Consider the following 13566-nt stretch of genomic DNA (forward strand, 5'->3'; position numbering starts at 1 on the left):
AAGCGTACGAAGAGCGGCCGCGCCGGTTCGGTCGTGGTGCCAGGCGCGCTGCACCACCAGATCGCCCCGCAAAAAAGCGCGGCGTGAATTCCCAAGGAAATCAGCAGGTAGCGCGCGCGCCGCGAGGGGCGCCGGAGAATTGTGTTGACCTGATGCGGCATTTCTCTTAGCTTCGGCCCTGCCGGTGACGGCTTTGGGGCCTGCAAGTGATTGTAGGCCACAGCCTGCCGGAGACAACTAGTCAACGCCTTTGCGGTGCAGCCCTTCTCTCGCTCAACCAGGAGAAGGGCCTAGAGGGAAGCCGGTTAAAGTCCGGCGCGGTCCCGCCACTGTAAGGAGGAAGCGGCTTCGGGTGACCGGAGGCCACTGGTTCAGAGAGCTGAATCGGGAAGGCCGTCCGGACGAGCGACCCCCAAGCGCCGCATGTGATTCCTCCGAGCCAGGAAACCTGCCCGAAGGCGATCCGAAGCAAACCTTTCCGAGGAGAAAGATGCGGGTCGCGTGGTTATATATCCCGCCCGTCCTCCTCTTGGAGGACGGGCGGTCTGCTTTCGGGCGCCTTGTCGTGGCGCTCGCCGTGCTCGCCCTGGCGCTGCCCTCCCGGGCTTTCGCGCAGGAATCTCCCGCGCGGGCGCAGCAGACCGAAGAACTCCCTGAAATCGTTGTCGAGGGCGAACGCATCGCCGAACCGAAGGCCGACCCGATTGCGTCTGCCACGGTGATCGAGCGCGAGGAGATCGAAAGCGAGCCCGTTGGCGCGGGCGAGCTTCTCAATCGCGACGAGGGCGTGCGTGTGCGTGAGCTCGGCGGGCTGGGTTCCTTCTCCACCATTTCCATCCGCGGTTCGACGAGCGACCAGGTGCGCGTGATGCTCGATGGCGTGCCGCTCGAGCGCGCGAGCAACGGCGGCGTCGATCTCTCCATCATCCCCACCGAGAACCTCGACCGCATTGAGATCTACCGCGGCGTGGCGCCGCTCTCGGCGGGCGGCTCCGCTATCGGCGGCGTCGTGAGCCTCACCAGCATCGTGCCCGAGAAAGATGCGCTTTCCCTGCTGGCCGGCGGCGGCAGTTTCGGCTGGCGCCAAGGTGCGCTCCATGCGACCCATGCGAAAAAGGACTCGCCCTACGCTGCACTCCTCTCGCTTTCCTACGAGGGCGCCGAAAACGATTTTTCGTTCCGCAATCCCGCGGGAACGCCCACCGTGACCAGTGACGACTTCGACGATGAGCGACGAAACGCCGATTTTAATCGCGGCGACGCGCTCGTTCGCGTGATTCGCAAGCTCCCCCGCGGCGGGAGTCTCTCGCTGACCGAAGTCTTCGGCGCGCGTGAGCAGGGCGTGAACATCCAGCTCAGCGCGACGCCCCAGAGCGCCACGCGCCTGTTCGAGGCCCGTTCGCTCACGAGCCTCGCCCTCGATCTGCCCGGGCTCACGGACTACTCCTCGCTCGAAGCCCACGCCTTCTTCACCTTCTCGCGGCTCGACATCGACGACCCGCTTGGAGAACTGCTGGGCGGACTCGACACCAAGGACGATGACTACGTTGCGGGCGCCAACGTCCTCTTCGGTCACTACATTTTCGATCCGCTCAAGGCCGAGGCCTTTGCCGAGTTCCGGCACGAGCGTTTTTCGCCCAAGGACGAGGCCCTGCTCGTCAACTTCCCGAGCAGCTCACGCAATCAGCTCACGCTGGCGGGCGGTTTGGAATACGAGGCCCTCACTGAGGAGCTGCTGCTCGTCGCGCAGGTGCGATATGAGCACGCCAGCGACGACCTCAACGGCTCGAACGCCGGCACGCCGACCACGGGCGGCAGCTCTCACAACGAAGTGACCGCCCGCGGCGGCGTGCGCTGGGAACCGCGTCAGTGGCTGCTGCTGAGCACCAATCTTTCTCGCGCGGTGCGGCTGCCGAATTTCTCGGAACTCTTCGGCAACACCGGTTTCGTGCGCGGCAATCCGGATCTGCGCCCCGAAACATCAATCAACTTCGATGCTGGTGCGGCACTCGAGTGGAAGGACCTTCCGCTGGCACGCAAGGCGGGCGTGGGCGTGCGCTACTTCCGCTCGAATGTGGACGACCTCATCACCTTCCGTCTCAACGGCGCCGGGGTGCTGCTGGTCTGCCAGGCCGGCATCAACCAGTGCGCGCTGACCGGCGCGGAGAATCAGGGCGTGGAACTTGCCGCCAAATGGGAGCTGCCCCGGTTTCTCGCATGGGAGGGTAACTTCACCTGGACCCGCGCGCGCCAGAAACCCAGCGACAATTTCGAGCTTCCCTTTGTGCCCCAGTGGCAGGCCTACACGCGCCTTCGACTGGAAGACTCCTTTGCGGGGAAGGCTTCGAGCGCGGGGCTCTGGCTGGATTTCGAATACGTGGGAGCAAACTTCCTGGGGCCCGCCAACCTGAGCGAGGCACCCGAGCGCCGCATCTTTGGTGCGGGCGCCTTCGTGCGCTTCTTCAATGACGAACTGCAACTGACGCTGTCAGCGAAAAACATCACCAACGAGAAAAGTCTGATCAACTTTTCCAACCAACCGCTTCCGGGACTGACCCTGCTGGGGCAGATCCGGTGGCGCGCGATCTAGGCGCCTGGAACGGCGCTCATCAGGAGAAACGCAGATGAAGAAAATTGGAATGCGAATCATGGCGGCCGCGCTGGTGTGCGCGGCGACGGGCGCCTGCACCACCGACGAGCTGCAGGTGTTGCTCGGCGGCAGCCCCGCGCAGGGCGTGCTGGCCATCAGCACCGACTATGCCGACACGGTGGTTTCCAGCGTCGATCGCCTCAGTCGCCAGGCGGCGGTCTCCGAGCTCGTCACATCGGGTGGCAGCGCCGGGCTCTCCGCGCCGCTCTCGGGCGATGTGGTGGCGGCGCACACGCCGAGCCCCTTTGGTGAGATCCTCCTGCTCGACCGCACCGAGGGCAACCTGACCATTGTCACGCCGGGCACCGGTGCGATCCGCGGGCAGTTTGGCGTGCGGAGCATGAGCGAAGATCCCAATCCCAACCCCACCGACGTGCTGGTGGTCAGCGATGAGAAAATCTACGTCGCGCGGCAGGGGCAGTTCACGTTTGCGGCCACCACCTTCGACAACGAGCGCTCCAACGACGTCGTCATCATGGACCCGCTCACGGGTGATCTCACCGAAGTGCCGGCTTTCGATTTCAACGTGGTTTTCGGCGCCAGCGGAACCGGTCACGTGAATACCGCCGGCAACGACTTCGCGCGCGCCGATGCATTGTCATGGGCGGGCGATTACGTCGCGGTGACGCTGCTCAACGCCGACGCGGCCTTCGATGGCAGCGCGGGCACGGGGCTCATTGCGCTGCTTGATCCGGCAACCGACACGATTGTCGATGCCACCCCCGATACAAGTTCCGGCACCACCGATCCCATCGTGCTCGATGCAGGTGGCGGTGACGTGTGTCAGGGACCGGGAACGAAGCTGGTCTACCGCCCGACAACGCAGATCCTGTACGTCGCCTGCTCGGGTATCTTCGGCGACTACTATGCACCCCAGGACGGCGATCACGCGGACCAGATCGACGCCTCGCGGGTTATGGCGGTCGATCTCTCGCCCCTTGCGGAGGGAAATGACGTGGTCGTGACGAGCATTGTCGCCGCCGAGGACTTCTACACCGGCGGCACGATGCCCGATGAAATGTCGCCGCTCTCTGGTGAGCTCGTCATTCTCTCGCCCACGCTGGGTTTTGTGACCACCTACGGATCATTCGGCTGCAACGCGGTGGGCGTGATGAGCCCCTGCAGCCCCGATACCAGCGCGCCGCCGCAGAATGTCTCGCAGGCGCTCTTCAGCTTCAATCCCGCGACGGGCGAGGCCAACACGGTGCCCCTTGCGAATGCGTTTGCTTACAGCTTCGGCTCGATTCTGGGCGATCCATTCACGAATACTCTCTACCTGGCCGATTCGGCTGTCGGAGCCGTCCGGATCTGGGACGTCGATCCGAGCGACAACGGCAATGGCAGTGACCTCAGCGATACGGCCGAAGACGAGAGCGCGGCCTTCGCCCCGACGGCCCGGCCGGGAATTCTCCCGCGCAGCCTCACTTTCTACTAGGCCGCAAGCGAACTGGAGCATCCGCAATGAAAGAGAAAATCCTGATGTCCTGGAGCGGCGGCAAGGACAGCGCCGTGGCACTGTGGGAGCTGCAGCGTGCGGGCGAGTACGAAATCGATGCCCTGCTCACGAGCGTGACCGAGGGCTATGACCGGATTTCCATGCACGGCGTGCGCAATGAACTGCTGGAGCGACAGGCTGCCGCGCTGGGCGTGCCGCTCGAGCGGGTGCAGCTTCCCAAGCTCGCCAGCAACGAGGTCTACGAAGAGCGCATGGGCGCGGCGATGAACGCGGCCAAGGCGCGCGGCATTTCCCGCGTGGCCTTCGGCGATCTCTATCTGGAGGGAATCCGCAGCTACCGGGAGGAGAACCTCGCCCGCGTCGGGATGGAGGCCCTCTTCCCGGTGTGGCTGCGCGAGACCCGGCAGTTTGCAAAGGATTTTCTGAGTGCGGGCTTTCGCACGATGGTGGTGTGCGTCGACACCGCCCAGCTCGGCGCCGAATTCGCCGGCCGCGAAATCGACGAGGCCTTTCTCGCCGAGCTCCCCGAGGGCGTCGATCCCTGCGGGGAGAAAGGCGAGTTCCATACCTTCGTCTTCGATGGCCCGAACTTCAGCGAGCCCGTGAAATTCGAGCTGGGCGAGACGCGCATCGACGGGCAGTTCCACTTCCGCGACCTTGTGCCGAGCTGAGTAAACACATGAACGCGAACCGAATCGTCTCCCTTCTTCCCAGCAGCACCGAGATCGTCTGCGCGCTGGGCTTTCGCGATCGCCTGGTGGGCCGCTCCCACGAGTGTGACTTCCCGCCGGGCGTCGCGGAACTTCCCGTGTGCACCGAACCCAAGGTGGATCTCTCGGGAACCAGCTACGAGATCGACCAGAAGGTCAAAGCCATCCTCGAACAGGCGACCTCGGTCTACCGGGTGTTTGCCGAAGTGCTCGATGAGCTTCGCCCCGACGTGATCGTCACCCAGTCCCAGTGCGATGTGTGCGCGGTTTCTCTTAAAGATGTTGAGGCGGCCGTGTGCAACTTCGTGGGTTCGCGGCCCACCCTTGTTTCGCTCGAGCCCAACAGCCTCGATGATCTCTGGCAGGACTTTCGCAAGGTGGCCCGGGCGCTCGGCGTGCCAGAGCGCGGCGAGCAGCTCGTCAGCCACTGCCGTGCCCGGATGGCGGAGGTCGCAAACCGGGTGAAGCAGGCTGGGGCCGCGCGCCCCCGGGTCGCCACCATCGAGTGGATCGACCCGCCGATGGCAGGGGGCAACTGGATGCCCACGCTGGTCGAAATGGCGGGGGGCGAGAACCTGTTCGGCAAGGCGGGCGAGCACTCCCCCTGGCTCGAATGGGAGGACGTCGTAGCCGCCGACCCCGACTATTTGCTCATCCTGCCCTGCGGCTTCGGGATCGAGCGCACCGAGCGGGAATTGCCGGCCCTGAGCGCCCGCGAGGGGTGGTCCGAACTGCGGGCGGTGCGCGAGGGGCGGGTCTATCTCACTGACGGGCACCACTTCTTCAACCGCCCGGGCCCCCGGGTCGTCGAATCGCTGGAAATCCTGGCGGAAATCCTCCATCCGGGCCTCTTCGAGTTCGGCCACGAGGGGAGCGGCTGGAAGCGCCTTCCCGGCAGGTGAAGCAGGTGGCCCCAGCAGCCGTGATTTGGCTCACGGGCCTCTCCGGGATAAGCTAACCCCCTAAGACTCTTGCTAAATTGGCGAATTGCGGTTTAGAGTAAAGCCAAGTGCAACGAGTAATCGTTCCAGGCGGGAGCATTCCCCGACCCTCTGAGGGTTGGGGGAGTGTCCATGCCCGGCGCCGGTCCCATTTGCGGGCAGGCTGGGCCATTGGGGAGCAAAGCGAGTGAAGGATCCCAATCCAACCCTGAGCATCAGCATCGGCGACCGCATTCGCTGGTGGTTCTTCGGCGGCGCCCTGGTGTCGTCCCTGCTCATCATCGCGCTCTTTTCGCTCCAGCTCGACCTCACGATCGTCAGTTTCCTGGTGGTTCTGGTCTCCGCGGGCGTCTCTGCCGGCGTGAGCGCCATCATCACCCGGCGCCTCAAATCCGACCTCAATGCCCTGATGACGGCCGCCCGGCGCGTCTCCGAGGGTGAACTCAACGCCCCCATCAACATGGGGGAGAAGAAATACCGCGACGAAACCGATGAGCTGGCCGGTCTGTTCCAGGAAATGCAGCAGAACCTCCAGCAACTGGTGGGGCAGATTCAGGCCACCGGTACCAAGATCACCGGTGCGGCCCACGGGCTCTCGGCCACGGCCGAGCAGATGACAACTTCCACCCAGGAAATCGCCGCCACCATGGCCGATATCTCCCGGGGCACCGATCACCAGAGCCGCCTGGTGGAGCGAACCTCCTCGGGCATGCGCGAGGTGGTCAACGCCGTCGAGCAGACCGAGCGCAGCGCGGCCGAGAGTGCCGAGCGCGCGACCAAGGCGGTGGAGACCGTGCGCGGCAGCTCGAAGCTGGCCGAGGAATCGGTCGACAAGATGCGCGAGATTTTCGAGCGCGTCGAAGACTCCTCGCGTCTGATGAGCGCGTTCTCCGACAAGCTCAAGCAGGTCAACAAGATCGTGGTCGTCATCTCGGGCATCGCCCAGCGCACGACCCTGCTCTCGCTCAATGCCACCATCGAGGCCGCCAAGGCCGGCGAATACGGCCGCGGCTTTGCCGTGGTGGCCGACGAGATCCGCAAGCTCGCCGAGTCGACGACCCGTTCGGCCGAGCAGATTACCGAGCTCATCGAGGGCGTCGAGGAAGAGAGCCGCCGCGTCGTTGAGGCCATGCAGGCCAGCGTCGACACCGTGGCCGGCAGCCGCTCGGACGTGACGAGCATCGGCGACGCCCTGCAGGGCATTGTGGGCAGTTTCAGCGAGATCCAGCTTCAGACCCAGGGCATCAGCGAACTGGCCCGCACGCAGGCCAGCCAGAGCCAGGAAATCCTCAAGGCCATGGAAGACATCCAGAACGTGGCCGACAATACCGCCGCCTCGACCATGGAAATTTCCGCCGCCACGCGCGAGCAGACCAACTCCATGCGCGAGATGAGCAACTCGGCGCTGGAGCTCTCCGACCTGGCCGAGCAGCTCAAGGCCGCTGCCAGCCGCTTCCGGCTGGAGCAGGGGAGCGCCGGTGACAACGGTTCGATCGTGGGCGGAGGCGTGACACCGTTCCGCATCCAGAAGCCCTCGGACGACGACGATGACGAAGCGGCGCTGGTCATTGAGGCCTGAGCGGCTGTCCAATGGCCAGTGACCTGCGCGATGAATTATTTCTGATTTTCACCCAATCGGGTGAGCGGTACGCCTTGCACCTGAAACAGGTGGACGAAGTGCTGGAGATGCCGCGGCTGGAGTTCGTTCCCCGCTCACCGTCCCAGTGCCTGGGAGCGATCCCCCACCACGGACAGGTACTGGCGGTGGTGGACGCCGCCAGCGTGCTCGATGCGCCGGCGAAGGGCTCGCAAAGCACGCAGGACGTGCCCACGGTGCTCTCCGGCTCGTTGACGCGGCTCGTGGTCCTCAGCTATGGCGACTGCACGTTCGCCCTGCAGGTGGACCGGGTCGACCGGATTTCCCCGCTTTCCTCGAAGCAGCGTGTTGCCGGGGGCGGGGAAGAGGATGCAGCCAAGTGGCTCGAAGGGGTTTACCCGGAGCCCGATGGCATTGTAAATAAGATAAACACGGCAGTGCTGGTCGAGACAATCGACCGAATCTTCCAGGCAGCTTAGAAATAAGGGGACGCACCAACATGGCCATCCGGGTATTGATCGCTGACGACGCGGTCTTCATGAGAAACATGATCCGGGACATCTTCGCCGATCCGGAATTCGACGTGGTGGGCGAGGCGACCAACGGTCAGGAAGCCGTCGAGAAATACGGCGAGCTCAAGCCCGACGTGGTGACGATGGATATCGTGATGCCGATGAAGAGCGGCATCGAAGCGGTCAAGGAAATCTGTGCGACCGACTCCGACGCGCGCATCATCATGTGCAGCGCGCTGGGGCAGGAATCGCTGGTGATGGAGGCCATCGAGGCCGGGGCCAGCGACTTCATCGTCAAGCCCTTTACGCCCGAGAAAGTCCTCGAAGTCGTCAAGAAGGTGGCCTCGCTCTAGTCTCCCTTTCCATGGGTTGGCAGCGCAGGGCCTACGGCTGAGCGCAGGGCAGGCGCGGAGCTTCCCATGGACATGTCCAAATACAAGACCATGTTCGTCAACGAGGCGCAGGAAAGCCTCGGGCAGATGGACGTGGCCGCAGCGCAGCTCCAGCGCAGCCCGGGTAACAAGGAACTCGTCGACCAGCTCTTCCGCCAGGCCCACTCGGTAAAAGGCATGGCCGCGTCCATGGGCTACGACGAGATCGCCGAACTCTCCCATTCCGTAGAAGATCTGATGTCGAGTTTCCGCGATGGTGATCGCGAGCCCGACAAGACGGTGATCGACCTGCTTGTCGAGGGAATCGATATCCTCTCCATGCAGGTGGATGCCCGTGCGAGCGATGCCGAGCCCCGCAACGCCGACGAGGTAGCTGGCCGCATCCGCTCCCTGCTGGGCGGTGAGGCTCCGAAGAAGGCGGCGCCGGCCCCGGAGAACGCCGCCGAGCCCGAGGCCGCCGCAGCGGAGACTGCTCCTGCCGAACCCGCCGGCGGGCAGGACTACGAAGTGCACTACCGCCTTTCCGTCGACGGCGCCATGGGCGGGCTCAAGGCCTTTCTCGCCTACAAGCGCCTGGAGACCGTCGGCAAGGTGGTTTCGAGCAAGCCTTCGCTGGCCGACATCAAGAAGGGCAACTTCGAAGACGGCGTGCGCGTTCACCTCTCGGGGGTTACTTCGCGCGAGGAAATCGCAAAGGTTCTCGAAGCCATCAGCGAAGTGAGCGACTGGGAAGCGGCCCAGTCCGTGCCTGCACCTGTTGCCGAAGAAAGCGAGCCCAAAGAGAAGCCCACGACGTCCCCGAAGGCGGTGGAGTCCACGGTTCGTGTTCGCACCTCCTTCCTCGACTATTTCATCAACGCAGTGGGCGAGCTGACCTCCCTGCGCGCCCGTCTCTCGGGTTACGCGCAGGAACGCGACGAACCCGAACTCACCGAGATCAGCGACCGCCTCGATGCCCATGTCCGCGAAATCTATGCGCAGGTGATGAACATCCGGCTGATGCCGCTGGAGTCGGTAACCTCCATTCTGCCGCGCACAGTGCGCGAGCTTGGGCGCAAGAACGGCAAGGAAGTCCACTTCGAGATGCGGGGGCAGGACCTGGAAGTGGACCGCTCGATTCTCGAAGTGGTGCTCGATCCGCTCATTCACCTGCTGCGTAACGCCGTCGATCACGGCATCGAAACGCCGGGTCAGCGCGAAGCCGCCGGCAAGCCGCGCGAGGGCTCCATCCGCCTGCTGGCTTTTCGCGAGCGCGAAAAAACCATCATCCAGATCACCGACGATGGCCGCGGCATCGATGCTGGGAAGCTGCGTGCGAAAGCGCTGGGCAAGGGGCTGATTACAAGCGACGAAGCCCAGAAGATGAGCGACCTCGACGCCTATCAGCTCATTTGCCTGCCGGGCCTGTCGACGGCCGAGCAGGTGACGGAAACCTCGGGCCGCGGTGTGGGCATGGACGCAGTCAAGGCGCTGATGGAGCGCATCGGCGGCAGCCTGCAGATCACCTCGGTGTTCGGGCAGGGGACGACCTTTGAGCTGGTCCTGCCCCGTTCGGTCGCCATCGTCCCGGTGCTCATGGCCGGCGTGGGTGAGCAGACCTTCGCCTTCCCGCTCGGGCGCATCGTCAACACGGTCATTGTTGAGAACAAACACCTCCAGCACAGCCGCGGCGTGCGCTACTACGTGCAGGGCGGCACATCCGTTCCGGTGGTGAACCTGGGCGCGGCACTCGGGGTGCCCGGCGCGGGCGTGGCCGAACAGTGCCACCTGGTGCTGGTCGAGCGCGGAGACCAGATGATGGCCATTGAGGTCGACCACTTCATCGGCCACCAGGAAGCCTTCATCAAGCCACTGGGACGCCCGCTCGATCACATCGAGTGCCTGGGCGGCGCGACGGTCACGGGCTCGGGCCGGCCCGTTTTCGTCATCGAGGTCACGGCGCTCACCCCCCAGGGGGAGAGCGAATTTGCCGAGTCCGTTCCTGCCTGATTTCGCGCACTTTCGCGCCCGCGTGCCTCTTTCCACAAAACCTGATACTCTGGGCGTCATCGGGATTGCGCGAACATCAATGGCGGGGCGTCGCTTCATTTACTGATGCGGCAACAGGGGCCTGTATGCCAACAACAGCGGCCATACCGGAGACGATACTTGTCGTAGAGGACGATGCCGACGCGCTCGCCCTCTATGAGGAGATCCTGACCCGCCGCAACTACCACGTGCTCAAGGCGGCGACCGGACGCGAGGCGCTTCGCCTTGCCGAGAAGATCATTCCCGACCTCGTGTTGCTCGACCTGATCCTGCCCGACATGAGCGGCGAGGAAGTCTGCCAGCAGCTTCGCCTCACCCCGAGTGGGGCGCTGGTCCCCATCGTGGCGATCAGCGGCCAAATGGGGCGCGAAGAAATGCTCGATCTGCTCTCGCGCGGCGCCGACGATTTCCTGACCAAGCCGGTGGCGCCGCCCGAGCTGCTCGCCCGTATCGAATCGCACCTGCGCGCGCGCCGTTTCGGCAGCCGCTACGTGCGCACTTTCACCAGCCTCTCCGTGCCCCTGGCCGTGCTCGATGCCGAGGGTCTGTGCCAGGAAGCCAATCCAGCGCTCGCCGACGCACTCGGCGAGGCGCCCGAATCGCTCACCGGAAAATCGATCGCGCCGTATCTGGATGAAAGCGTGCGCAAGCAGTTTGAGCGCCTGGTTGCGGAGGCGGTCTCGAGCGGCCAGCCCGGAGCACTGGCCAAGTGCAGCCTGGTCGGCCGCGCGGGCGAGCGCGCCGTTCACGAAGTGAAGATCCGCCGCCTGCAGGGACTGGTGCCCGAGGTGATGGTGGAGTTCATCTGTGATGGCCACTGGGGTGAGCTTGCCGCGCAGCTCCAGCAGACTCGCGAGTTTCTGGCCGCCGTTGTGCAACACAGCGGCTATCCCATGATCGCCGCGCAGCAGGACGGTTCTATCATTGTCTTCAACGAAGCGGCCGAGCGCCTTTCGGGCTACAAGCTCGAAGAGGTTGTGGGCGAGCTCAAGGTCGGTGATTTCTACGCCCCCGGCGTGCTGGAGGACCTGCGCCGCCGGCTCGAGAGCGAGAACTACGGCGGACGCGGCCGCCTGGAGCCCTGCGTGAATGCAATCATCGCCAAGGGTGGGGAAGAGATTCCCGTGATGATCTCCGCGTCGGTGCTCTATGACCGCAGCGGTCAGGAACTGGCCTGGATGGCGATTCTCGACGACCTGCGAGAGCGCATCCGCATTGAAAAGGACCTTGAGGCCGCCCGCGAAATGCGCATCTCCGAAGCGCGCAAGAGCGCCGCGACGGCGGTTGCCGGCGCGGCCAGCCACGAGCTGGCCCAGCCGCTCATGGCGACTTTCGGCAAGATCCACCAGCTCGAAGACGCAGTGGCGGGCAACGACAAGGCCGCGCAGCTTGTCGCCTCGCTCTCTGAAGAAGTGCAGCGCATGCAACAAATCCTGAGCGATCTGGGCAAGGTGCAGGATTTCCGGCAGCGCCGCTACGCGGGCGACACGAGCATTCTGGACATGAAATCGGAAGAGAAGGACTGAGAACCAGCACCGCAATGGGCACCAAGAGAACAAGCAAGAAGAGCCGGCGCCTGGAGCGCCGCGCAGCAGCGCTCGACGAACTGCTCGGGTCGGTCAGTCGCTTCAGCGAAGACCTGTCCACTTCCAGCAGCATGGACGCGCTGCTGCGTCGCATGACGCGCATTGTGGGAAAGACCTTTCCCGATTCGAGCTATTGCCTGGCGCTCTACCGGGGGGAAGCCGCCGAAATCGTCGCCTGCTCGGGAGGGCTGCGCCCGCTTCTGGGGCGGAGCTTTACCGCCGATTCGAAATACCGGCGGCGCGGCCGCGACCGGGGCAGCCACCGGCTGATCACGGATTTCGAGACGATCGCGCCTTACGGTCCCATGAGCCCGGGCAGCGAAGCCATTCTTGTCGTTCCGCTCATCTCCCTGAGCAACGATCTTGGAATTCTCTGGATCGAGCTGGCGAGTGCCGATCAGGCCAGCGAGGAGCGCGTCGCACTCGTGCGCATTCTGGGAAACCAGTTCGCCGCCGCCTATCGCAGCCTGGTGCTGGCCGAGCGTACCGACGTGTTGCAGGGCTACGTCGAGGGGCTCTTCGAACACTCCAACGCGGCGATCCTGGTGCTGGACAAGGACCGCAGGGTGCAGTTCGTGAACCCGGTCATGCTGGCCCTGCTGGGGCAGGAAGGCAGCGAGGTACTGGGGGCGGACTTCTTCGACTTTGTCGTGGTGGACGAGCGCTACGGTCGCTGGAAGAACGCCTTCAGCGAAGCGGCTGCCGGGCGTGAGGTCACGGGCGAGCCCATGGACTTCCTCTCCTCCGATGGCGGGGTGCGCCACCTGGTCGTCAATGCCACGCAGGTGCCGGGGCGCGAGGGTGGCAAGCAGAAAGACATTCTCTTTGTCGGCCTGGACGTGACCGAGACGGTGGGCCTGCAGAGCACGCTGGCGCAGCAACAGAAACTGGCCTCGCTCGGCGAGATGACCGCCGGCATCGCCCACGAGTTCAACTCCCCGCTCACCGTGTTGGGGTCGGCTGCGGAGCTGCTCCTCCGCGGGGCCGAGCGGGTAGGGCTTCCCACCGAGGACCTCAAGAGCTCGGCGGGTTTCGTGCGCGAATCACTCGACCGGGTGAACAATCTGGCGAAAAACCTGCTCAGCTTCTCCAGGCCGGAGATGGCCCAGAGCAAGCGGCCGCTCGACCTCAACGAAGAGATCGAGCGCGCGCTCTCCTTCAGTCGTTACGAACTCTCCCGCGGCGGGGTGAAAATCCAGACCGACCTGGAGAAGGATCTGCCCAGCATCGTGGCCGTTCCCGGAGAGGTGCAGCAGGTGCTCATCAACCTGCTCAACAATGCCAAGCAGGCCATGAGCCCCGGCGGCGGCACGATCGTCGTGCGCACGCACGCGTGCGAGGATGGCGGCGTTTCCGTGGAGATCGAGGATCAGGGCCCCGGCATTCATCCCGACCTGGGTGAGAAGGTGTTCAATCCCTTCATCACCACCAAGCAGGAAGGCTCGGGCTTGGGGCTTTACATCACCCGCGGCATCATCGAACGCCACGGCGGAACCATTCGCTTCGAATCATCCAAGGACGGCACGATCTTCCACCTGCGCTTTCCGGTAAACGTGCAGTAGAGGCTAGTCCGCCGCGCCGGGCGTGAGGTTGACGGTATAGAGGACGTCCTCGCCGTCGGCGTCGCTGGAAATGGGCTGGGCGCCCACGACGTCCACGAAGTAGCGAACTCCCTGATAGAGGAAGTTCAGGCC

General features: G+C 64.5%; 10 protein-coding genes and 1 riboswitch. All 10 genes read left to right on the plus strand.

Annotated elements, in window-relative coordinates:
• Positions 1 to 236 precede the first annotated feature (236 nt).
• A riboswitch (cobalamin riboswitch) is annotated at positions 237 to 471 on the plus strand.
• A 94-nt stretch (positions 472 to 565) separates the two neighbouring features.
• The 10 genes from KDH09_04320 (at position 566) to KDH09_04365 (ending at position 13434) form a co-directional block, all read left to right on the plus strand.
• Positions 566 to 2590 carry a TonB-dependent receptor gene (locus KDH09_04320; protein MCB0218896.1) on the plus strand — a complete coding sequence of 675 codons (2025 nt, stop codon included), beginning with the start codon at positions 566 to 568 and terminating at the stop codon, positions 2588 to 2590.
• Between the two features lie 34 nt (positions 2591 to 2624).
• On the plus strand, positions 2625 to 4085 hold the full coding sequence (locus KDH09_04325; GenBank protein ID MCB0218897.1) for a hypothetical protein: 1461 nt from the start codon (positions 2625 to 2627) through the stop codon (positions 4083 to 4085).
• A 26-nt stretch (positions 4086 to 4111) separates the two neighbouring features.
• Positions 4112 to 4777, plus strand: a complete 666-nt coding sequence (locus tag KDH09_04330) for a diphthine--ammonia ligase (protein ID MCB0218898.1) — start codon at positions 4112 to 4114, stop codon at positions 4775 to 4777.
• An 8-nt stretch (positions 4778 to 4785) separates the two neighbouring features.
• Complete coding sequence (locus KDH09_04335) at positions 4786 to 5718, plus strand: cobalamin-binding protein (protein ID MCB0218899.1); 933 nt, start codon at positions 4786 to 4788, stop codon at positions 5716 to 5718.
• A 226-nt stretch (positions 5719 to 5944) separates the two neighbouring features.
• On the plus strand, positions 5945 to 7336 hold the full coding sequence (locus tag KDH09_04340; protein MCB0218900.1) for a methyl-accepting chemotaxis protein: 1392 nt from the start codon (positions 5945 to 5947) through the stop codon (positions 7334 to 7336).
• Positions 7337 to 7347: 11 nt separating this feature from the next.
• Positions 7348 to 7833 carry a chemotaxis protein CheW gene (locus tag KDH09_04345; protein ID MCB0218901.1) on the plus strand — a complete coding sequence of 162 codons (486 nt, stop codon included), beginning with the start codon at positions 7348 to 7350 and terminating at the stop codon, positions 7831 to 7833.
• Between the two features lie 20 nt (positions 7834 to 7853).
• Positions 7854 to 8219, plus strand: coding sequence for a response regulator (locus KDH09_04350; protein ID MCB0218902.1), 366 nt, complete (start codon positions 7854 to 7856; stop codon positions 8217 to 8219).
• A gap of 66 nt (positions 8220 to 8285) precedes the next feature.
• Positions 8286 to 10247 carry a chemotaxis protein CheA gene (locus KDH09_04355; GenBank protein MCB0218903.1) on the plus strand — a complete coding sequence of 654 codons (1962 nt, stop codon included), beginning with the start codon at positions 8286 to 8288 and terminating at the stop codon, positions 10245 to 10247.
• 125 nt (positions 10248 to 10372) lie between these two features.
• Positions 10373 to 11812: a PAS domain S-box protein gene (locus KDH09_04360; GenBank protein ID MCB0218904.1), complete on the plus strand. Its 1440-nt coding sequence runs from the start codon at positions 10373 to 10375 to the stop codon at positions 11810 to 11812.
• A gap of 14 nt (positions 11813 to 11826) precedes the next feature.
• Positions 11827 to 13434, plus strand: coding sequence for a PAS domain-containing protein (locus KDH09_04365; protein ID MCB0218905.1), 1608 nt, complete (start codon positions 11827 to 11829; stop codon positions 13432 to 13434).
• Positions 13435 to 13566: the final 132 nt, after the last annotated feature.

Source organism: Chrysiogenia bacterium (assembly GCA_020434085.1).
Taxonomy (GTDB): Bacteria; JAGRBM01; JAGRBM01; order JAGRBM01; family JAGRBM01; genus JAGRBM01.